This window comes from Bartonella grahamii subsp. shimonis (genome assembly GCF_036327415.1).
Taxonomy (GTDB): domain Bacteria; phylum Pseudomonadota; class Alphaproteobacteria; order Rhizobiales; family Rhizobiaceae; genus Bartonella; species Bartonella shimonis.
This window is the reverse complement of the sequence record NZ_CP123961.1, coordinates 1,261,441-1,285,556: the sequence shown is the minus strand read 5'-3', so window position 1 is coordinate 1,285,556 and position 24,116 is coordinate 1,261,441. Positions and strand designations below refer to the sequence as shown.

14 protein-coding genes and 2 tRNA genes are annotated in these 24,116 nt (G+C 35.2%); 7 read left to right on the top strand and 9 right to left on the bottom strand.

From position 1 onward, the window contains the following. Positions 1-201: 201 nt before the first annotated feature. The 3 genes from QHG57_RS05575 to QHG57_RS05565 all read right to left on the bottom strand — a co-directional run bounded on the left by QHG57_RS05575 (position 202) and on the right by QHG57_RS05565 (position 4,357). Positions 202-1,149: an outer membrane protein gene (locus QHG57_RS05575; protein ID WP_330168879.1), complete on the bottom strand. Its 948-nt coding sequence runs from the start codon at positions 1,147-1,149 to the stop codon at positions 202-204. Between the two features lie 566 nt (positions 1,150-1,715). Next, positions 1,716-1,988: a hypothetical protein gene (locus QHG57_RS05570; protein ID WP_330167479.1), complete on the bottom strand. Its 273-nt coding sequence runs from the start codon at positions 1,986-1,988 to the stop codon at positions 1,716-1,718. Next, positions 1,982-4,357 carry a mechanosensitive ion channel family protein gene (locus tag QHG57_RS05565; protein ID WP_330168878.1) on the bottom strand — a complete coding sequence of 792 codons (2,376 nt, stop codon included), beginning with the start codon at positions 4,355-4,357 and terminating at the stop codon, positions 1,982-1,984. The genes QHG57_RS05570 and QHG57_RS05565 overlap by 7 nt, the downstream gene beginning before the upstream one ends. A gap of 182 nt (positions 4,358-4,539) precedes the next feature. Between QHG57_RS05565 and QHG57_RS05560 the strand changes: the two genes are divergently transcribed. The 4 genes from QHG57_RS05560 (at position 4,540) to QHG57_RS05545 (ending at position 10,341) form a co-directional block, all read left to right on the top strand. Then, positions 4,540-4,917: a hypothetical protein gene (locus QHG57_RS05560; protein ID WP_330167477.1), complete on the top strand. Its 378-nt coding sequence runs from the start codon at positions 4,540-4,542 to the stop codon at positions 4,915-4,917. Between the two features lie 91 nt (positions 4,918-5,008). Continuing rightward, complete coding sequence (secD, locus tag QHG57_RS05555) at positions 5,009-7,522, top strand: protein translocase subunit SecD (RefSeq protein ID WP_330168877.1); 2,514 nt, start codon at positions 5,009-5,011, stop codon at positions 7,520-7,522. 98 nt (positions 7,523-7,620) lie between these two features. Then, positions 7,621-9,372: a cation:proton antiporter domain-containing protein gene (locus QHG57_RS05550; RefSeq protein WP_330168876.1), complete on the top strand. Its 1,752-nt coding sequence runs from the start codon at positions 7,621-7,623 to the stop codon at positions 9,370-9,372. Positions 9,373-9,387: 15 nt separating this feature from the next. Continuing rightward, positions 9,388-10,341: a lysylphosphatidylglycerol synthase transmembrane domain-containing protein gene (locus tag QHG57_RS05545; protein WP_330167474.1), complete on the top strand. Its 954-nt coding sequence runs from the start codon at positions 9,388-9,390 to the stop codon at positions 10,339-10,341. Between the two features lie 1,598 nt (positions 10,342-11,939). Here QHG57_RS05545 and QHG57_RS05540 read toward each other — a convergent pair. Further along, positions 11,940-12,015 (bottom strand) — tRNA-Lys (locus QHG57_RS05540). Between the two features lie 434 nt (positions 12,016-12,449). Here QHG57_RS05540 and QHG57_RS05535 point away from each other — a divergent pair. Further along, on the top strand, positions 12,450-14,018 hold the full coding sequence (locus QHG57_RS05535) for a TerC family protein (RefSeq protein ID WP_330167473.1): 1,569 nt from the start codon (positions 12,450-12,452) through the stop codon (positions 14,016-14,018). Positions 14,019-14,484: 466 nt separating this feature from the next. Here QHG57_RS05535 and QHG57_RS05530 read toward each other — a convergent pair whose 3' ends face one another. From QHG57_RS05530 to QHG57_RS05520, 3 genes are all read right to left on the bottom strand, one after another. Further along, on the bottom strand, positions 14,485-14,622 hold the full coding sequence (locus QHG57_RS05530) for a hypothetical protein (RefSeq protein ID WP_330167472.1): 138 nt from the start codon (positions 14,620-14,622) through the stop codon (positions 14,485-14,487). 2,752 nt (positions 14,623-17,374) lie between these two features. Next, on the bottom strand, positions 17,375-17,695 hold the full coding sequence (locus tag QHG57_RS05525; RefSeq protein WP_330168875.1) for a YbfB/YjiJ family MFS transporter: 321 nt from the start codon (positions 17,693-17,695) through the stop codon (positions 17,375-17,377). A 626-nt stretch (positions 17,696-18,321) separates the two neighbouring features. Then, positions 18,322-18,398, bottom strand: a tRNA-Arg gene (locus QHG57_RS05520). A gap of 262 nt (positions 18,399-18,660) precedes the next feature. Here QHG57_RS05520 and QHG57_RS05515 point away from each other — a divergent pair. Together QHG57_RS05515 and QHG57_RS05510 are read left to right on the top strand one after the other, a co-directional pair. Continuing rightward, positions 18,661-19,434, top strand: coding sequence for an NAD kinase (locus QHG57_RS05515; RefSeq protein WP_330167470.1), 774 nt, complete (start codon positions 18,661-18,663; stop codon positions 19,432-19,434). Positions 19,435-19,580: 146 nt separating this feature from the next. Then, the gene (locus QHG57_RS05510; RefSeq protein ID WP_330168874.1) at positions 19,581-20,984 is read left to right on the top strand and encodes a DEAD/DEAH box helicase; all 1,404 of its coding nucleotides are present in this window, start codon (positions 19,581-19,583) and stop codon (positions 20,982-20,984) included. Positions 20,985-21,043: 59 nt separating this feature from the next. Here QHG57_RS05510 and gltX read toward each other — a convergent pair whose 3' ends face one another. Both gltX and QHG57_RS05500 read right to left on the bottom strand, forming a co-directional pair. After that, a complete protein-coding gene (gene gltX / locus QHG57_RS05505) occupies positions 21,044-22,417 on the bottom strand; it encodes a glutamate--tRNA ligase (protein ID WP_330168873.1) in 1,374 nt (457 codons plus the stop codon). Between the two features lie 10 nt (positions 22,418-22,427). Beyond that, positions 22,428-24,104, bottom strand: coding sequence for an NAD+ synthase (locus tag QHG57_RS05500; RefSeq protein WP_330168872.1), 1,677 nt, complete (start codon positions 24,102-24,104; stop codon positions 22,428-22,430). Positions 24,105-24,116: the final 12 nt, after the last annotated feature.

Genomic DNA, 24,116 nt, shown 5'->3' with positions numbered 1-24,116 from the left:
CAACTATACCTTGTGAACCAAAGAATTTTCATTCTTAACAATTAAGAATTTGAATAATTCTTTCTTATCTCCTCATCATCACTCAAAGTCAAAGCCCTTTTCTTACCATAAAATAGCATTTACAATGCATAGCATTAAAAAAATAAAGGCCCTATCAAAGAGATAGGACCTCTTAAATTTAAGCTCATTTATCCTACAAAACTAGAATTTGTAAGATATTCCTGCGCGAAAATCATTCGTCTTATACTTAACTTCAATCTCGTCTTTAAATTTCTTTTTACCAAAATCTGAGTAACGATATTCCGCACGCATAATAAGATGATCTGTCATTGCAAAATCAACACCAGCACCGAGAGTATAACCAATCATTGTCTTTGTTACATCCGATGTCTTACTGAAGGGCTCATCTCCTGTAATGACTGTCGACAAAATATCTTGAAACTGTCCATAAGCAACACCACCAGCAATATAAGGCATCACACGCCCCGCAGAAAATCCAACACGCACCCGTGTAGCACCTGTCCATTTTTGTTTTAGCGTATGATTAAAAGTTAAACTATCTTTCTCTTTTTTATCCTCTGTAACAGAGCGAGAAAGGCCTCTCCCCTGTCTCATAGCCCTTTTTCGACTTTTTTCTTCAGTACCCGCTCCTTCAGTACCCGCTCCTTCAGTACCCGCTCCTTCAGTACCCGCTCCTTCAGTACCCGCTCCTTCAGTACCAGGACCACCAGTACTCGATTCATCAGCTTGAAATCTTGTTTTTGTATCCTTTTTTTCCGTTAAAAGCATATCCGTATCAATCCCCACAATAAAATTATTACCGAGATCAAAATTAACACCCGCATAAAAACCACCCACAAATCCAGAAAGCTCCGGCATATACTGTTTCTCGACAGGTATCCATGGTTTACTTTTACTCCCCTCATCAGGATAGAGAGGAATATCAACATCACGCGTTATTGCAGAAATCTTACTTGAAAAACCACCAACTTGCCCCCCAAAATAAATACCTCCCCAAGAAAAAGGCGAAGAAGCAACAACTTCTGAGGCAACATGTACTGGCACTTCATGGGCCGCCACATCTGCAGCCTGTACTATAGAAGGTGAAATTAACGAAAAAACAGATGCTGTTACAAATTTTGTATTCATAAAATTATACCCCATTGCTAAATTTAAATATAATCAAAAATCACATTTAGAAAAACAAAGTTTTATAAATTCTTATGCTGCAAAATCGCATTTACTCCTTTATAGATACATTTAAATCTATTACTATATTAATATATCTTTACATCAAAATTTAATATTATCAAATAAATTTTAAAATATTATAATTATAATAATGAATACTTCAAATAATAAATATTTAATAAATTCCTATTATATTTTTAAAAATAAGGAAATATAAAACATTTTGTATCAAAACTACCGCAAAAAATCACAAAATAGTATATTTTATGACTTTTTTCATGAGAAAAATTCTAAAACTGATGTAATTATTTTAAAAAATCGATATTCATTAAAAATATTATAAATACCTCAATATTATTACATTCAAAATTCATACTGTAGATTCTACATAGTATAAAAAAACTGCACTTATTTTATACTAAAATCATACCTTTTTTCTACCATTTTCTAAAAAATAAAATTATTAATACGCGCAATATCAATATCCTTCTAATCTTGTCTCCAAATAAAAATTCTCAATCATTTTATTTAAAAATTGCCCTTCCCCCACTGATTTCTATATTATCATCTGCCTTTATTGCAAAACGGTCTTTATTAGGAAAAGTTATAAAACATCCCTTCATGCAAATTGTAATTGCTTGATGAGTATTTAAAGAAAATGTTGAAGGTACACTTCCCTCGACAACAATGAGAAATTGTACCTTTAAATCTGTATTTTTTACTGTTGCGGCAAAAGCTGTTATGGTAAAAAGACTTAACAGAATAACTGTAATCAAAGTATAAATATATTTCAGCATTCTAAGATTCCTTCCTCAGCAAAACGCTTATATAAGACAAATCGAAGAGCATTGGTTACATGAGAAGGTGAAGTAATATTAGGCACATAAATAGCTAAATTAAAGGAAAAGCTCTTACAATCAAATGCCGTAAAACTCACCTGCGGGGTAGGCTTTTTTAAAACACCTTCTGTCGCAAAAGCAATCTCCAACAAAATTTCAGCAACATGCTCTGGAGCAACCTTAGATGATACAGTAACTGGTATATCAATTCGTCCTACTTTATTACATCTAGTCCAATTACTAACATTGTTATTAATAAGGCTGGAATTGGGAATAATAATCGTCTTACGCTGAATGGTCTCAAGTTCCGTTGCACGCACACTAATACGCTTAACAACACCACCTACTGATCCAGATTCTATATAATCTCCTATTTTAAATGGTCTTCCAACTAAAATAATAAGTCCAGAGACAAAGTTTTGGACAATATTCTGTAAACCAAAACCTATACCAAGTGAAAGTCCTCCAGCAATAAGAGCAAAATTTCTAAGATCTAAACCTGCCATTGACAGTCCCGTCAAAGCAGACACAACAAAGCCTCCATAACTTATCACTGTTTTGATAGAATTACGTATACCAGAATCGAACTCTCCATGAACCAACACCATACTATCTAACCAACCAATAAATCGGCGAATAAGAAACCAGCAAACACAAAAAGAAATAATTCCTGTTACAAGAGAAATCAAAGAAAGAGAAATATTTCCAATCTGAAAACCGGTAACCAATTGCCACAATACTGCTTTCAAATCAGAATAGGAAAATCCAAACTGTACAGCAATTGGCATTGCACAAAATACAATAACAAATAAATTGAGAAAAACGCTCACAAAAACTCCCAATTGATTCATCATTTTTTCTTCTAAATGAAACCTCTGCATCAAAAGATGACCAACTGTTGTTTTCATAAATTGGCCTTTAGTTCCAAGTGCTTGAGCGCTTTGTATTCCTAAATACATGAGAATTAAAAATGCTCCACCAATCATAATTTGCTGCATAATAAAACGTGCAAGACCAACATAGCCTAAAAAATTCAACACAAAGAGCAATAATCCCAAGCCAATAAGAGGAATGCGTATATAAAATGGCCAAAAGTATGGCTCTTTTTTTTCTCCTTGAAAACGCCTCCATCTAAACCGCAAAGGTACAAATGATATTATAAACAGCAATATCGCTGCAAGAAAAACAGCAATAAAACTTTTAGCAATTGTCAAAGATAGAGGTGCTGAAATGATTTTATAAATACTATCAAGAACAGCGTCAAATGCCAAAACACCCCCTAAAGAAGTGAATAAAATTACTAGTTGATAAGCAGACGATGGTGCAATACTGAAAAGACACACATGGGGGATATTCGATGATAAAAGAACAATCGCTAAGCGATTGATTAAAAATACTAAAATAATTTGACAACCTATCATATCAAAAACTGTTGTAAGCTTACCTGGATCTAAGCTAAAACTACGAAACAAAAACAACACAAGATAAACGCAAATAGTACATACAAGCGAAGGTAAGAGAACTGAAATAAAGGCGATCAATAAGCGTTGTAAATAAGATATTTTCTCATTAGACTTCGTAAAGTGGCAATACACATGAACAAGAACTTTTTGAGAAAAATACGAAAGACCCAAAGTAATAAAAAGTGGAATTAAAAAGGAAAGAAATAGTTTTAACAACTTGAAATAAAATATAAAATTCCACCAAGAACTTAACAACAAGAGAAAATCTGATGAAGCCTCTTTTGTTTTTTCGGCAAGATGTTTAACCATCGGAATCGAAAACTCAAGCCTATACGTGAGTGTACGTTTAAAAAGCTCATGAGATTGAGAAATAGAAAGTTCAGCTATTCTATTTGCCGCTAAGAAAATTGCTTCAAAACGAAGCATGGTACTGTTAATTTTAGCTTTTTGCTCTATCAAGTAAGAATATTCCTTCACTGAACTTTTCAGTTTTTTTACGTCACGATGGAGCTCCGTTAATTGATCAAGAAGTGTATTAATCTCATTAAGAGGAGAACGTAAAACAAATGCTGCCTCAATAGCACGTTTACTGATATCTTGTGCACGTAACCGCAACTCTTCTAAAGCACGCTCATCTTCTGATTTTCTGTCAAAATCTCTTTTTAAAGCTTCAGTATTTTCTTCAAGAGTCTTAATAATCAACTGTTGTTGTTGAATAATCTCCTTAACTGAATAAGAATCTATTGTTTGTTCGACAATTGTATTTTTTACATCCCTATTCCCCCATGCACCAGAATTAAATACAAAAATAATCCCCAAAAGAAGGAAAAGTATGTGGATGTTTTTTCTACAAAATGAATACATATTTACCTTATATGCACAAAAAGGATTTTACTACCCTTTTTTAAACATAGTGTAAAGCAGATATTTTCAACTTTTGTAGAATAATCTTATAAAAGCTTTCCCTTATCCTATAATACTGATAATAAGAGAAAAGGATAATATAAATAAGCTGAACTCAATAAGATTAAAGAAGGCACTTTAGCATGTGTTTTTTGCACCTCTATTGCAAAAAAGAAAATTTTCTTCCTTTGACAACTTGGATTTTTCTATCCAGTTTAGGTATGTGCTTGACGAGCAACCTAGGAATGCGTGCTTATTTAATCAAACAATCACATACCAATAATATCATTAAAACGAATAGATTTTATTTACATAATAAGTGTGATCAGTTGAATGTTATCACAACTGAAAACAAAAAACTTGTAACACTCCATACAGAATCTATTTTTATGAGAACCTTTCAAAAAATCCTAACATTGGATTTCTTTTTAATAAATATTCCAGCTATTGACACACGACTTCGTAACGTTAAAACGCAATATTTCTCAAATAAACGCGCTCCTCCCAATGACCACACTTAATTCTCTTCCTTAAATTATAAAATGATCATCTTATTTTACTGGTGCTTTTAACTTTGAATAACTGTTAGATTGTCTATTAACGGAATATATCATGCGTACACCTGGTTGGTTAACTACCCTTTATTGTTTCATTCTTTTAAGCAGCATTTATGTTGCCTTACCCAATTTATTTTCACACGAACAAGTTAAAAACTCGAAATTCTTACCCGACACCCGTGTAGCACTTGGTCTTGACCTTCAAGGAGGCTCTTCTCTCCTGCTCGAGGTTGATAGCAAAACGTTAAAACGCGATCAGTTACACATAGTTTTAGGCAACGTACGCAATACATTGCGTGAAAAACAAATCCGCACTTCAAGTATACGTATCGTGGAAGATAGCGTTATTGCCCTTATTTCTGATCCATCGCAAACTGAAAAAGCACTCTCTGCTTTGAAAACGTTAATAACCCCCATACACAGTAGCTTTGGCACAACAGAACATAATATCACAATCAGTGCTCAAAATGAAATTCTCCGCGTCACATTAACGGAAGCTGGTATAAAAGACCGTGTCAGCAATGCTATTGAACAAAGCTTAGAAATCATCCGTCGCCGTATAGATCAGGTTGGTGTTTCAGAACCAGCCATCCAAAAGGTCGGAAATGATCGTATTATGGTCCAATTGCCTGGCCTACAAGATCCAAAACAACTGCGTGATCTTTTAGGAACAACCGCTAAGATGAGTTTTCATCTTGTTCCTTCTAATGTGGATCCCAATAATCCTCCTATAGGTGTTTCTATTCTTCCTGGATATACTGATGCAACACAACATTATGCAATTTATGATCAAATCGCTTTAGATGGAAATGTCTTAAAAGATGCCCGTGCAGGTTTTGACCCCCAAATACCAGGACGTTCCATTATTTCATTTACTCTAGATTCCGCTGGTGCAAAAATATTTGCCGATATAACACGACAAAATGTTAACCGTCCTTTTGCCATTGTTCTGGATAATAAGGTTTTAACCGCTCCTATCATCAATAGTGTCATTCCCAATGGACAAGGTCAAATTACAGGAAACTTTGACCCCAAAGAAGCCTCAACTCTGGCTGCCCTGCTCCGTGCTGGTTCCCTCCCCGCACCACTCACAGTCATTGAAGAGAGAACCGTAGGTCCAAATCTTGGTGCTGATGCCATCCAAATGGGACTTTACACCGGCATAATCGGCTTTATTCTTGTTGCAATTTTTATTTTTCTTCTCTACCGCATTTGGGGGCTCATTGCGAATATAGCACTAGCCCTGCATACAATTTTAACATTTGCTGCACTGAGCCTTTTAGGAGCTACGCTGACCCTACCTGGTATTGCTGGTATTATTTTAGGCATCGGTATTGCCGTTGATGCTAATATTCTCATCAATGAACGTATCCGTGAAGAAAGTCGAAAAGGTGTGAGTGCTTTTGCAGCCCTAGATCGTGGATTTAAACGCGCTTTTGCAACCATTGTTGATGCAAATGTTACGGCAATTATAGCGACTGTCTTACTATTTTGGTTCGGTACAGGTCCCGTTCGTGGTTTTGCCGTAACAATGTTGCTTGGTATTATCATCTCCATGTTTACAAATATCACCATTGTACGCATCATCATGATTTGGATCGTTCGTAAATGGAAAATTAAAAAATTGCATATTCACTCTGCTTTCAACATCATGCCACAAAAAACAACTTTTCACTTTATGAAAGCACGCTTCATTGGTATTGGCGTCTCAATTGTTTTATCAATGGCTTCAGTTTTTCTCTTTTTTAAGCCTGGATTGAATTTCGGAATTGATTTCATTGGCGGAAGCCAAATGAGTATTACCACGAAAGCACCAGCAGATCTAGCAACTCTGCGTTCCAAGCTTTCTACTCTTAATATTGGTGAAGTTACCTTGCAAAATATTGATAACAAAAATACCGTATTAATTCGCATGCAGAAACAAAGCGGTAGCGAAGCACAACAAACCATCGCCATTGATAAGGTCAAAACAGCTGTACAAAGTATTTACCCCGACACCACATTCGATCAAATAGAAGTTGTTGGTCCCAAAATTTCAGGCGAACTTGCCACAGCTGCTTTTACCGCTGTTATTCTTGCGGCTATTGCCATGTCTCTCTATATATGGTTACGCTTCGAGTGGTTCTTTGCCATTGGAGCAATTATCACTCTCATTCTAGACACCACAAAAATGATTGGCTTTTTTGCTTTATTTCAATTTGATTTTAATTTAACAGCTATCGCTGCGCTCCTAACAATTGTTGGATATTCTATAAATGATAAGGTTGTCGTCTATGATAGGATGCGCGAAAATATGCGTCTTTATAAAAAAATGCCGTTGCGCGAACTGATTGATCTGTCAATTAATCAGGTTCTTGTACGCTGTTTTTTTACATCAGCCACAACAATTCTTGCTATGCTCCCCATGGCGATATGGGGTGGAAGTGCTGTTCATAATTTTGCATTGCCCATGGTCTTTGGAATTATTATTGCAACATCATCCTCTATCTTTATTGCTGCTCCTATTTTACTCCTGCTAGGAACTTGGTGGCGTGAGCGAAATAATCGTGCAAATACCAAAGTGGAATAAAAATGTCTTTTAATACGTATGATACATTTCGCCTCTCTTCTCATAGAAATATAGTTATTTTATTCATTCGCTTTTTGATCAAGAATAGTAAATAATCCATGCTCCACGACACACCACTTATCACAACTATTGTTGCAGGTTTATGTTTAGCATTTCTCTTGGGAATGATTGCTAGCCGTTTGCGTATTTCACCACTTGTAGGCTATTTGTTAGCTGGTGTTATTGTGGGACCCAATACAGGCGGATTTAAAATAGATTCCGTCATCATTAATCAACTTGCTGAAATTGGTATTATTTTGCTGATGTTTGGTGTTGGGCTTCACTTTTCATTAAAAGATCTTTTATCTGTCAAAGCTATTGCTGTCCCCGCTGCTATTGCACAAATGGCATTTTCTACTTTTCTAGGTTTGTGCCTTGGTCTGATTATGGGATGGGGCTTCAGTGGTAGCTTGATCTTCGGTCTTGCTTTATCCATAGCAAGTACTGTTATCCTGCTACGTGCTTTGCAAGAGCGTCATCTTATTGAAACAGAAAAAGGACGCATTGCCGTTGGATGGTTGATTATTGAGGATTTAGCAATGGTCCTCATACTTGTCCTCATCCCTTCCTTGGCAAGTGCCCTCAGCAATACCAAAAAAGAAGCGTTGGATCCTCTTGTTCAATGGTTGGATTTAAGTATTTGGGGTATTTTTGGTCTCACCATCCTGAAAGTGATTGTATTTATTGCACTTATGCTCGTCATTGGGCGACGCGTTATCCCATGGCTTTTAAAAATGAGCGCACAATCGGGATCACGTGAATTATTTCGTCTTAGCGTCTTTGCTATTGCATTAGGAGTAGCTTTCGGAGCCGCTCATTTATTTGGTGTTTCTCTTTCTCTTGGTGCTTTTTTTGCCGGTATGGTCATGAGCGAATCAGAATTAAGCCACCGTGCCGCGGAAGAATCTTTACCACTGCGCGATGCCTTTTCTGTTCTCTTTTTTGTTTCGGTAGGCATGTTATTTGACCCGGAGAAACTCTTAACTCATTTTTTTCCTCTCTTAGCAACCTTATTCATTATCGTAATCGGAAAATCTGCTGTTGCCTTTTTCATCGTTAAGGCTTTTCGTTATTCTAATACAACAGCTTTGACTATTTCTGCAAGCCTTGCACAAATCGGAGAATTTTCCTTTATCCTTGCTGGTTTAAGTTTAAGCTTAGGACTTTTAAACAATGACGCTCATGATTTAATTCTTGGAGGAGCAATTTTTTCTATTTTGCTCAATCCTCTTGTTTTCATTGCCTGTAATAAAATTAAAAAACGTCTAGAAAAAAATTCTGTATCTTCACAAAATCCCCAAACAATTATTGATATTGATCCACAAGATCCTGAGCAAGATTTTTTACCGATAACCTTAAAAAATAACCATATTGTAATTATTGGCTATGGTCGTATCGGTAAGTGTGTTGCATTATCTTTAATAAATAGAGGTAAACCTATAGTGATCGTAGAAGAATCAAAACGCCTCTCTGATAAAGCGATTGCAGATGGCTTTGAGGCTATTTGCGGCAATATCATTCAACAAGAAATAATGAACGCAGCAAATATAAATAATGCACATAAAGTTGTTATTACAATGCGAAGTACCATTGAAGTAGGAGAATGTATCGTGAATATGCGTGATATGAAAAAAGACATCCAGATAATCACCCATGCATTATCTGACACAGAAACAGCATATCTCATTGATTTAGGTGCTGATGTTGTAGTAACGGATGATGAAGAAATTGCCAATGGCATGATGGAGTATATAACGGAACGAAGATCTGTAAAGAATATGCTCAATCATGAAAATTTAGAGAAAACATAAAATGGGTAAAGAATCGTGAAAATAAAGCAATTTATATGGCCGTTGATTGGTATCTTAGCAATGCTGATATCTATTCGGATTCTTTATATAAAACTCTCTGCCATTTCATTTGAGGATGTATTGGAGCGCTTGAGCGATTTAAATGCACAGCACTGGTTATTAGCCTGCTTATGTTCTCTCCTAGCTTATGCTGCTCTTGCTGGATATGATCGAATTGCCCTGCAACATCTAGGCCATAAAATTTCTTGGATTTTTATCGCTATATGTTCATTTACAACCTACGCTCTTTCACACAACATCGGTGCTTCAGTTTTTTCTGGTGCCGTTGTACGCTATCGCGCCTATAAAATGAAAGGATTAAACGGAACAGAAATCGCAATATTAGTAGGTTTTTGTTCTTTTACTTTTGTAATCGGCACAATCTTACTTTTGGGAATCGTTTTGGTGCTGCAACCCGAAATTATCACCCTCATTCATAAAGAACTTCCTGAATGGTTAGGAACAACGAGTGGAGCAATTTTACTCAGCTGTATAGCACTTTATACCTTCGGCAGCTGGCTTCAGTTAAAACCTTTACGCTTGGGTAAGAAAATTCAACTTTCCTATCCACGGTTGAAAATTGTTATTCAACAGCTTCTCATTAGCCCTCTAGAGCTTTTAGGAGCAGCAGGAATTATATATGCTGTTCTCCCACACAACGCAGATATTCATTTTATCTCTGTTCTTGGTGTTTTCTTAGCATCTTTTACGATAACTCTTCTCTCCAATGCTCCAGCAGGAGGAGTAGGAGTCCTTGAAGCTCTCTTCATAACAGGCATGCCCAATATAAATCCAACCGATGTTATTGCAGCACTTATTGTCTTTAGAATGTTTTATTTGATTATACCGCTTATCATTTCATTATTTGTGGTCGCCATTTTTGAAGCGCATCAATATTGGAAAAGAGCCCCCAAAACACCACCTGAATAAATAAAAGGCTATCAACGACTTCTTTTTTGTGCACCTATAAAGTTTATAATCATGCTAAATTCAATTGTATACGTAAATTAACACAATCATTATTTGTATTTATCTTTTGTACATTGAAACTTGAAGGCCCTCTTTTATAAGAATCTTGCTTTACGAAAAACATAGAAATATTTATCTATTTTCTTTCAAAAAAACTCTCATAAACTTGAATATTAAAGGTATTATTTCATTGTGTAATCGATTCTTGTGTTGGATAAAGCATGTGATTGCAAAATTTTTTGCAGAAAATAAATGCTCAAAATTAAAAACCTCTATCTAAAAATAATTTTGTTTTATTGTTTGAAAAAGAAAAATTATTATAGTTTAAGAATACTTAAAGAATCCTTTTAATAAAAGAATTTTCCCTAAATGTTCATACAAAAATACAAGAAAAAACTTTACGAAATTTTCGTCTCTCAAAAATATAGGAATAATGTGTATACATATTGTGTCACGCTTTTGTTTGTCACGTTCTTTAATAGAAACAAGCCTCTTAAAGAGATAGAACACCATCGTGTTGCCAATTTACATATCTTTTTTAAGAAACCTCTCTCAGTGCCTCTTCTTCATTACACAACAATACCCGTGAATGATATAGTAGTAAGCCATTGTTGCACCATCATCTTTATACTTAATAAAAGAGCAAGGCCTGTACCATTATACTATTTTTCCAATGTTGTGCTAACTTTCGGCGCTTAAGAACGTTAATAAGAATCATTTTTATGCTTTTCTTCAATAGTCTTTATCCACACGTTAATCCCAATTTATGATGCACAAATGAATGATTTTAATTAATTCATTATAAGAGGAATTTAAAATAAAAGAAGTTTATGACAATAAAGTTTTTTCAAGAAAAGAATAATTAACTGTTATAAATCAAATATATTATAATAATTCTGAGCAGCTTTCTTAATGTTTATATTTTTAGCGGTTAAGCTAACGGGAAGACGACATAGCGTAACTGCACGGTTTAATACTTTAAAACTTGAAGCCTTATTAAAGCTTATTTTCTGTCGTTTATTAGGTATTTGCTTTAAACAATTAAACTGATCTAATTTTATTCCTGTTATGTCCAGCTAACTACTTTGTTTTATCTTGATTTACCCTCTTGGAGTACTGCTGATGATTACAGAGATTTTTCGTTTAAGTGGGAGAGCTATCAAAAAACATCCACGCTGCTAACACAACTAAAGTGTAAAATTTTTTTCTGTCTTTAAACAATATGCTAAAAATCCAAAAAATTTTTAATCAATTTATATTAAAATAAGTAGAAACTGTTGATTTTTATACCCTTTTAAATAACACAATTGCCGGTAAGAAACTTTTCCTTACTAATTGCGATTAAAAAAGAAACAATACGTATTAAAAGATCTTTAAATATCCTTTGGAAGTTCTTTACCCCTCCCTAAAAAGTACAAAACCTGATGACTAAGCTACATCAAAAATCTTCACTTTTAAACAAACACATATGGGGAAATCCTACTCCCCAATTTTATTTAGTAACTCGTACCTTAAAAAAATTTACGCAATCAATAAGTTATTTATGGTATAAAATCGAATGGTGGGTGATGAGGGGATCGAACCCACGACCCGCTGATTAAGAGTCAGCTGCTCTACCGACTGAGCTAATCACCCGTAATCTTCTCAAAAGATGAGAATGAGCGTTTCTATAACGCTCCTAAGGATGGATGTCCAGATATTTTGTTGTTTGTTATACAGACCCATTGTCTGTAAGGTTAAAAATATGATATTCACCACTTGATCTTATATAAAAATAAACCCATTATAGGAAACTTCACAAATAAATATTCTGATTGTTATACAGAACCCATATTGGAGGATTATCGAGCATAATGCCCGAGCAAAATTTAGAGGAACCTTTTTGTGGTTGTAAGCGGGATGGGGCATCATTTTGTTTTATCAATAATCACACGCATTCAAACAATATTTTGCTGTTTTTTTCTTTGAATGTAAGCTTTTTACATTCAAAGTTCATGATCCAATATACGAATAAAAGCCTATGAAATTTTTTTCTCAATCGCGCGCTTTTAAGCTTCTAAAGGTAAGGAATGATGGAATGGATCACTGATCCCCATGCGTGGTTTGGTTTGATCACGCTGGTTTTTCTCGAAATTGTTTTAGGAATAGATAACCTTATCTTTATTGCAATTTTAGCTGAAAAATTGCCACTGCGTTTGCGTGACCGCGCACGCTTTCTAGGTCTTACTTTAGCATTAATTATGCGGCTTTTCCTTCTTACGGTTATTGGATGGGTTATGAAACTTGATAGAGTAATTCTTTCACTTTCATCTTTTGTATTTAGTTGGCATAGCTTTATTTTAATCGGTGGTGGAGCCTTTTTGCTAGCAAAGGGGACGTTAGAATTACATGAAAGGTTAGAAGGGGTATCACATGAAAGAAAAACAGGCGTTGCTTATGCTGTTTTTTGGCAAGTAATCGTTCAAATCGTGGTGCTGGATGCCGTTTTTTCATTAGACAGTATTATTACCGCAACAGGTATGATTGCAAAAGAGCAGGCAGCAGTTATGTATATCGCAGTCATAGCTGCTATGGGAGTAATGATGTGCGGATCTGGTGCTCTTATGCGTTTTATTAATCGTCATCCCACCATTGTAATCCTCTGTCTTGGTTTTTTGATGATGATTGGTTTTACTCTCATTGTTGAAGGATTTGGTTTTCATATTCCAAAAGGGTATTTGTATGCTGCTATTGGTTTTTCTGTTCTCATCGAAGCTTTTAATCAAATTGGACGTCGTAATCGTGAAAAAATGATTAAAACGAATGATCTACGCAGTAGAACAGCTGATGCTGTTTTGAGACTCTTAGGAGGAGGAAGCAAAGATAGTCACCTTGCTGAGACTGTAGATGTTATTGCTGAACAGGCTGCAACTTCTGAATTGTTTAGACCAGAAGAAAAGGAGATGATTCGTGGTGTTCTCGATTTAGCTGATCGCCCTGTTCGCTCTATTATGTCGCCGCGTAATGAGATTGAGTGGTTAGATTTAAATGCTGATGAAAATGAAATGCGTGAGGAATTACAAAAGGTTAAACATAGCCGCTTAATTCTTGCGCGTGAAAAAGTGGATGAATTTGTTGGCGTTGCGTTGACAAAAGATCTTCTTTTGAATTTGGCTGAGGGAAAAAAGATTAATTGGAAAAAAGCTATGCGAGAACCCCTCGTTGTTCATGAAAACACAAGTGTTTTACGATTGATGGAGCAATTACGTCATTCTTCGATTCAGCTTGCAATTATTGTTGATGAACACGGATCTTTTGAAGGAATTGCAACACCAACCGATATTCTTGAAGCTATTGCAGGAGACTTTCCTGATGACGATGAAGAACTCATGATCGCAGAACAACTTGAAAATGGCAGTCTTCTCGTTGAGGGATATGCTGATATCCGCCGTTTAAGTGGTTATCTTGGGCGTAACCTTGTGGATGAAGCAGATCGTTATACGACTCTGGCTGGCTTTATGCTTTGGCAGTTTGGTCATTTACCAAATGAGGGAGAAAGTTTTGAAATTAATGGCTTACACTTTAAAGTGATTGAAATGGAACGCAGAAACATATCTAAAATCCTTATTTCTCCACTTGTATTACCAGAAAAAAGCTAATTCTTTTTATAAGCAAGATAAATAAAAAGATTTGTTTATGATTAAAAATTGAAAAGAATAAGAAGTTGATGACTTAATTGCATTTCATTATTTTTATATTTTTTAAAGCGTAAGATAATGAATATATACAACATATTGATTTATAATAATTATTAAAATACTACCTTCACATCAAGAAATCCTCTTTCAAACATCAGATTTCCGCCAATGGATAGAACTCCACCACTGTTGGGTTTACTCAACCGATGATGGTAGCGTTAAACTACACTCTAGCTCCTATAATCTTTTGAGATCTTCTTGATATTTCTTAAGGAGCTATTTCTTATCTTTTGTTTCGATAAATTTAGCTATTTTTTTCCTTCTAAGAATGAGACTCCACCTCTCTGAAAATCTCTTACTAAGAACTTTGTTTTTCTTCCAGATGGCTCATATTTTTTGCTACTTTTGCAATTAAAGTGTAGCTGAGCTACTTAGATTTCACCACTTCTTTGGCTAAAGCCAATGTACGTTCAAGATGAATCTGTTGGGTATTTTCATCAAAGCCTAAATGATCCCCTGCACTGAAACTTTGATAATAAGATTGTAAGGTTGCAACATCACCCAATAAAGCCAGTGCACCAATATGAAGTAAACTCTAATCTGCATCATCTACTTTGATAACCTTTTATGTACCTCAACTTCACTCTTTTGCCAAGGTGATACTCCATATCTAGAATAAAAGCATTTATGAAGATCAATTTTTTTCCATCGCCCATTTCAAGACATAATCAAGCTCTAATTTTAACCAATCTGCATATATTTCTTCTTCACAAACTCTCAACCCCTTTTTATCAAAATCAAGTTATAGATTTTGTAAGTACTGAGAATTGATAGGGATCAATTACCGTGCAGGCAGCAGCTAAAATACCAATACTAATCGAAACTCCAACATCAAATTGTCGATAACCTTTGATAATTACGTTATTATAAAGAATTTGCACTTCACGATCTGGTAGTTGATAACGTGCTGAATAAATTATCTACCTCTTTAATTTTCTCAACAAACCAATCAAGATTTGAAGAGCGCTATTGTACTCTCCATGGTTAAAAAATTCTTTTCTCTACCTCAAAAGAGGTTGTATCCATATCAAAAATCAAAAACGAAGCAGATTTTTTCAAACAAAATTGATAACACCGTATAAGAGAAGAATCTTATCAAGAAGGTCTTTGGTAATTTCTTTTGCAACGTCTAAACGAGATGGAATCTTATCCTGAAAAACATAAACAAAATTAATAGTTTGTGTGCAATTATTTATATGAATCCCATTTAAAACCCACACTTTTATACGTGATTCAATTGACCATTTTTTATAAACAATTGCCATGTATGAATAGACCATAAAAAGCAAATCATGATGCAAATATTATAACGCATGTAAACATTCAAATGAAGTGAAAGCAGCTATCATTCATAACAATTCATAAATTTTATGATACGTTTTTATCGCACACAAATCACATTGTTAAAAACGTAATTGTTTGAAATTATTGATAACATAAATTGCGTGCGTTTAAAGAATGATATGGTGTTTATTCTTTTTTGAGCTAAACCTTAAAAAAATAATCATTTGAAACTATTATACGATAGGTTTAAATTCAAAGGGCACATAAAAGGATTTAAAGATAAGTCGATTTTAAAGTGCCGCTTATTAAAAAGTTAGTAAATGATAAGCAGACATTATGTAGATCCTATCATCACAACAGGTAATGAAATTGATAATGTTATGTCTTGTGAAAGAGAAAGCCTTTTAATGATATAACGCAAGCAAACAAGCAAAAACGTTTTAAAAGTTACAGTTTTAAAATACGAAACCAAATGAGGTCCCCTCAAATTTGAGAGCACCTCCTTAGAAAGATAAGCAGGAAAATTTCAAAAGAATTGTAATCATATCACAAAGGCATGGGGTTTTACTCAATTTTGAATCAAAGGCGACAATGTTTAAAGAATGCTCTATTCTAAAGTTAACGAGCTCTAATTTGAGCTGGTTAATTTTTCTAGCCCAAATATGGACCGGCTTATTTGCAAAGAAGTTATGTTTGAGTGCAAAATGAAAATACGCTTATGAGAACCTCACTAAATAAACGTTTAGAAACATAAAATGATATCTCTTAAAAACGTTTGAAACCTAGCTTTTATAACAGTTTAAAAGCCTTAGATTTTATAAAAAGTAGTTGTTTATTGTCCTTATGAAAAGCTGCTTTTAAAAACCAATGCTCGTAAATGTAAAAAACGGGTTTTATTACAGATATTCACTTAATACGCATTTTCTCTTGATTATCTTGATATGAACCTACCAAGCATTTTAATTTATTTGATACGTTTAATTGTAGAATGTAAATTATTTCAATTCACTCAGCTCGATTTTGAGCTTGATATTTTGAAACGTTTTAAAAGAGGCATTTTGATAATGTGCTTTGTTTCAAATGATCACCTCAAAAATGAAGGCGTTATTCTTAATACGTTTTATAGCCATAAAAAAGTGTTTATAGGTTCTGTAATTCAAATGAGTGATTAATGATCATACCTGTTCATTTACGTTCCTTTTAATAAGTTTTAATCAATAGAATAGAGTGCTTGCAATATAATACGTTTTCTATATATGCATTCATTATTGGTTTCTTTTGTATGATCTGCAGTACTTCTATTTAAAAGCCGCGTCATATCAATTGGCACAGCTTTCTTTTATGCATTCTCTCTTTATGATGGGTTTATAGCCATAAAGAAGGCACCTCCCAAGCCTGTCATTTATTCTGTTCATCAATCTTGACAACGTTATTGCTTTCATAAACCTCAGAATTTATAGGAACCGAATATAAATCACTATGTTTTTTATTCTTGCATTGCCATAAACCTTGCATGCTAACAACAGCATGATCATAAACCGCAGCATTGCTATGAATACGTGCTCTACCGGATAATTTTGCATTCCCATAAACCCGCGCATAATGACAAACTCAAGCGTTATAAGAAAGATGAGCCTTGTCATAAACATGAGCAGCAAAATACACGCGGGTTTTATCACATATAAGGGCATTGCCATACACAGAGCCACCAATGGCAGCATTGCCATAGCCCCTTTCATTTTCAATAAAACCATCTAGATCGCTTTTTTACATCACCAAAATCTTTTAAAGCACGAATGCAATATAATATATGACCAGTCACGAAATCCATTTGATTGGTCAATTCATATTTTTGGATGTTTCTTTCTTATTAACAGGAGCGATTTTATTTTCAATGGAAGAAATAACGGGGGTGTTTTTTGATATAGTTGTCATAATTAAACCTGTATGTTTTTAAAAGTTTTGAACAGACATTAAACCGACTCCAAACCAAATGTTTGTCGCATAAAGCCCCTGTTCAAACTAATAATAACATATTCATTACCTAGTAGAATACCAACTCTGACACCTGCATAAAGCGAAGCAATAATCCGCCCATTATGGCTATGCTGCATGACCATAATAGAACCCAAAACCATCATTGCTGCACTCACAACACCAGCAGAAAAACGGATCAAAAGAACTCTAAGTGTTAATGCCATGGAAATAATAAGTGCACTCATTATTGTAGCTGCACAAGATAGCATGCGAGGAGTAAGAGATATATTCCCAATTCTGCCAAACGTAAAGAACATACTCCCAACTAAATAACCACCATAATTAGCGCTAGCTTATAAGAAAGTTGATTAAAGGTACACGGTCCCTCATCCAACATAACTGACAATATTGGTGTATAGAGAACGTCCGATACCCATTCTCAAAACCGTGATAACCATACTGAATACAGCTTTTTGAAACAATTCAAATCTTGACGATTATTTTTTCCCCATTATTATTCCTTTAACTAGTGATATTCCTCATCCGCGTTCCATCTCAGCATAACAGCCTTTAGCTCCCAAAATAGGATATAAGCAAATTTAGCTATCTATTTTAATGCTCAGAACAATATATTTAGCAATCTACTGTCAACATCGCCAGATCAATTATACAGTAACATATTGAATTAATATGTATTTTTATGTTATAAATGTTTATAGTTAAATTGAAAGCGTATTTAGATAATCTTGCTTTTTATCTCGATATTCAACAATAACTAACCGAAAAATTATAGACGCAGCCGTAAATTTTACTTCTCTTAAAATCATTTTCTTATTTGCTACAAAACTTAAATAAACAACTCAGATGACCATTTTCATAAAAGAGGAAAGTGGCTTCTTTTTAGGTAATATTGTTATTTAAGGTGATATGAAATTGAAGAATTTGGTGCACCCGACAGAATTCGAATCTGTGACCTCTGCCTTCGGAGGGCAGCGCTCTATCCAGCTGAGCTACGGGTGCTTAAAACTGATTATTAAAATCAATTGTAGTCTTTTAACTAATCATACTCTTAGCTTCAATGCTAAATTATCATTCTAATAAAAAATTACTTGTTTGTAACTTATTTAACGACACTCTCTTCTTACTTTTCAATGATACTTTACCTTGAAATAACTTCTCTTTATTCAATGCTCTTTTTATTATAAAAAGAGCTTTTATTACAACTTCAAAACTCTCAAAAATAAGTTACAACATAAATTATAAGTATCAGGATATTTTTTAAATGACTACATTACCAAGTCGCTTTCATTTTATTTCCGCAGAAACTGAGGACGCTATCAAAGCTACCCATAAATTAATTTCTGTTTATGGTCATTCTTCTCTGGAAGAAACTGATATTGTTGTTGCTATCGGTGGTGATGGAACAATGTTACAAACCGTACGAGACGTCATGAACACAGGCAAACCTATTTATGGCATGAATCAAGGTTCTGTAGGATTTCTTATGAATGAATTTCATGAAAAAAAATTGCCCAATCGTATTGCTGTCGCACATAAAAAAGAAATCCATCCCCTGCGCATGATTGCAAAATCTGAATGTCAAGACTTTATCGAGGCGCTTGCAATTAATGAAGTATCCCTCTTTCGGCAATCTTATCAAGCCGCAAAAATTCGCATCACCATTGATAACAACGTGCGCATGGAACAATTAAGTTGTGATGGTGTCCTCGTCGCTACACCAGCTGGATCGACCGCCTATAATTTATCAGCACAAGGACCTATCTTACCTCTTATGGCCCCCCTTATGGTCCTCACTCCTGTTAGCCCTTTTCGCCCTCGGCGTTGGCATGGAGCTTTGCTTCCCAATACAGTAACAGTGCGTTTTGATATGCTTGAACCTGACAAACGCCCTGTCAACGCTGCTGCAGATAATATTGAAGTTAAATCTGTCCATTCAGTTACGATTTCAATGGCAACAGATGTAACAGCTTCAATCCTTTTTGACTCAAATCATTCATGGGATGAGCGCATTTTATCAGAACAATTTCGCTATTAATGATTGTATTATGCGTTTTATGTGTATATGATTGTTATAGTTAGTTTTTTTGTGAAAACATCTTAACACTTTTTAAGAGTGGAGAATATTGGTTATAATCATTATTTAGATAGCGCAGTTAAAATCACAGAGCAATTGATAAAAAAATGATACCATCTTTAAACAGTTTTGATGATTTAGGTCTTTCCGCAAAAGTTATTAATGCGGTGAAATCAGCGGGGTATACGGCTCCAACACCTATTCAAAGTGAAACAATTCCGCATGTCCTTCAAAGAAAAGACGTTTTAGGAATCGCCCAAACGGGAACAGGTAAAACCGCCTCTTTCGTATTGCCTATGCTCACTCTCCTGGAAAAAGGTCGTGCAAGAGCACGAATGCCCCGTACGCTCATCTTAGAACCAACACGGGAAATTGCAGCTCAAGTTGAAGAAAATTTCGATAAATATGGAATAAATCATCGTTTAAATGTTGCTCTTTTGATTGGTGGAGTTTCTTTTGAACTCCAAGATCGCAAACTTGAACGGGGAGCTGATGTCCTTATAGCAACACCGGGGCGCCTTCTTGATCACTGCGAGCGCGGTAAACTGCTCCTGATGGGCGTTGAAATCCTTGTAATTGATGAAGCTGATCGCATGTTGGATATGGGCTTTATTCCTGATATTGAACGTATCTGTAAGCTAACCCCTTTTACGCGTCAAACTTTATTCTTTTCTGCAACAATGGCGCCAGAAATTACAAAACTAACAAAACAATTTTTACATTCTCCCGTATCTGTTGAAGTTACAAAAGCTTCCTCAACAGCTACCACAATTACACAACGGCTTGTTAAATCTGGAAATAAATCATGGGATAAAAGAGCGGTTTTACGAGAACTTATCCAAAATGAAGGTGCAGAGCTTCAAAATGCAATCATTTTCTGTAATCGAAAGAGAGATATCTCTGAACTTTTTAGATCGCTCATCAAACATAACTTTAATGTAGGAGCACTTCATGGAGATATGGACCAATATTCGCGCATGAACACCCTAGCTGATTTTAAAAATAATAAACTTACACTTCTTGTTGCTTCTGATGTTGCTGCCCGTGGACTCGATATTCCAGCTGTAAGTCATGTATTTAACTATGATGTTCCTACACATGCTGAAGACTATATCCATCGAATTGGTCGTACAGGGCGTGCAAATCGTAGCGGAAAAGCTTTTACGATTGTCACAAAAGCTGATCAAAAATATATCAATGCCATTGAGGAAATGAGTAATGAAAAAATTGAATGGCTCAATGGAGATCTCTCAACTTTAATAGCCGATGATCAAACAGAAGATATTGTTGTAAAGAAAAAATCTTCAAAATCATCAAAGAAAACTGCTCAAAAAGAGCCTGTTGCTCACACTAAAAAATCTGTAGAAGAGAATAAAACAGAATATATCAAAAATGCAAATAATAAAGAGAAGCCACCTGAGCAACAACGCCCACGAAAAAATAAGAATTACACGCCCCTTGGATTTGGTGACGATATTCCTGCTTTCATGCTTATAAAAACGTGTAAATAAACTTGTTCTTTATTCTCCTTAAGAGTAAAATGAACGAAATGCTTTTAAAAAAGCCGCTCTTATTTCCTAGAGAGTCTTTCTGCTACCTTTTCACGCCCTAAAAGCTGTAAAATTTTTCCCATTTCAGGCCCATGATCCATGCCTGTAAGTGCCTGACGTAATGGCATAAATAAAGCTTTTCCTTTCCGACCTGTTTTTTCTTTTAATGCTGTCGTCCAAATTTTCCAACTTTCATCCTTCAATACACCTTCAGGTAAGAAATTAAGTGACTGCTGCACGAAAGCACGATCCTCTGGTGCCACTGTATCAAAATTCTGTTCATCATGAATGATTTTCCACCACAAAACAGCATCATTGACTTTATCAATATTGCTTCTTATCGCGTTCCAGAAATATTCCGCCTTATCTCCCTCAATAGAAAGGCTTTTAAGTCGCATTTGAACTTCTTCATAAGTTAACTCATGGACAAGATGACTATTTAAAGCAAGAAGATCAGCAATATCAAATTTTGCAACGGATCTTGACGTATCTTGGAGATTAAAATGTTCTAAAAGTGCTGCTTGATTGGGATAGGGACACACATTTTGCGATGTTCCAATCAAAACAGCAAGACACTGAACAGCTATAGATTCAAATCCTTCTTCCCGTAGAGAACGAATAGAAAGATCATTATTACGTTTTGAAAATCCTTTTCCTAAAACTGTCGCCAATAAATTGATATGACCAAAAACCGGTAACTCTGCGTTAAGAGCTTTAAAAAGAGCAATTTGAGCGCCTGTATTTGTAATATGATCATCCCCACGAATAATATGCGTAATAGCCATATCTACATCATCAACAACAGACGGCAATGTATAAAGATAGCTTCCATCTTCACGAATAAGAACAGGATCTGAAAGAGAAGCCAAATCAATCGTCTGCTTTTCCTTTACTGCATCATTCCAGCAAACTTCTGTTCGCTTTGTTTGCAAAGGATTATTTTCAAAATTAGGGAGAAGAAAACGCCAATGGGGTTTACGACCTTGTGATTCAAATTCTTTTTTCTCTTCTACTGTCAATTTTAATGCAGCACGGTCATAAACAGGAGGCAATTTGCGCGAAAGCTGGATTTTACGACGCCGATCTAATTCTTCCGCTGTTTCATAACAGGGATAAAGAAACCCGCGTTGTTTGAGAATTTCCGCAACTTCATCATATCGATTAAATCGCTTAGATTGGTAATAAACTGCATCTGGTTGAATACCAAGCCATTCAAGGTCAGCAGCAATAGCATCGATATATTCTTGTTTAGAACGTTCAACATCTGTATCATCATAGCGCAAAATAAATTTTCCCTTATACGCTTGCGCATAAAGCCAATTGAAAAGCGCAATACGGATATTGCCGATATGAATATAACCTGTTGGAGAGGGAGCAAAACGAACTTTAACCATAAAATAATACTCAATTTTTATCGCGAAAACGATTAACTATGGGATAGCGACGATCGCGTCCGAAATTCTTGTAACTGATTTTTACACCGGGTGCAGATTGTCGTCTTTTATATTCGGCACCATAAAGAAGCTGTTCAACTTTCTCAACAGTTTCCCGTGAATACCCACGTTTAATAATATCACAAACACTCATGTCATTTTCTACAAGAGATTGCAAGATATCATCTAGAATAGGATAAGGGGGAAGAGAATCTTCATCTTTTTGATTTTCCCGCAGCTCTGCAGAAGGCGCTTTTTCTATAATATTGGATGGAATGACAATTCCTTCTGGTCCTCTCAAATTGTGCAAGTGATTTTTATTGCGCCACCCAGCTAATGCATAAACCTGCATTTTATAAATATCTTTAATAGGATTAAACCCGCCATTCATATCACCATACAGTGTCGCATATCCCACAGCCATTTCTGACTTATTGCCTGTCGTTACCACCATTGAACCGAATTTATTTGAAAGAGCCATTAAAAGTGTACCGCGTATACGACTTTGAAGATTTTCTTCTGTTATATCAGAGGGTAACCCTAAAAAAATAGGTGCCATTGTCTTTAAAAAAACTTCAACAACTTGCTCAATCGGTATGATTTCATAACGACATCCTAAAAGGTGTGCACATTCTTTAGCATCTTTTAATGATTCTTGCGAAGTATAATGATAGGGCATCATAATGGTGCAAACCCTCTCAGCACCAAGAGCATCCACCGCCATTGCCGTACACAGGGCTGAATCAATTCCTCCTGAAAGACCAAGAATAACATCCTTAAAGCGATTTTTATTGACGTAATCTCTCAAACCTAAAACACAAGCTTGATAATCGGCCGCTAATCCATTGAGAAGACTTTCATTAGGACCTGAAACACAGTGCCATCCCGTCGTTGTTTTTTGCCAATGGCTTAAAGCAATATGGCTATCAAAGTGTTTCATTTGAAATATCCTTTTGCCTTGTCCATTCAAGGCAAAGGACCCGCCATCAAAAACGAGCTCATCTTGACCACCAACTTGATTAGCATAGATAATTGGTACTCCAGATCGTAGAGCTTGCGTATGAACAATATCTATACGTTTTAAAGTTTTATTACGATAGTAAGGAGATCCGTTAAGGACAAGAATAATTTCCGCTCCTTTATCTTTAAGCTCTGTACTGAGAGAGAAATCATTCCAAAGATCTTCACAAATGACAATTCCTAATTTGATTCCATGATAAACAATAGGCTCAGGACGTGTACCTGAAGAAAATAAACGCTTTTCATCAAATTCAGCATAATTAGGTAAATCAAACTTCAAACTTTCAGCAATGACTCTACCTTCATCAAGAAGCATGACACCGTTGTAAATATTGCCATTGCGTCTTAATGGAAGACCAATGACAATTCCTGGTCCGCCTACGGTTATCTTTGCTAATTTCTCAACAGTCTTTTCACATGTTTTTGTAAAAGCAGGTTTTAGAACAAGATCCTCCGGCGGATAAGCACTTATAAAAAGCTCCGTGAATAAAACAATATCAGCCCCCTCTTCTTTGGCCTTTTGATGTGCCATAACAGCTAAAGAAAAGTTTCCCTCAATATCACCGACAATAGGATTTAATTGGGCAATTGATACCCGAAAATCATTTTTTATAAGCCTTTGTATCATTTCATCAGTTTA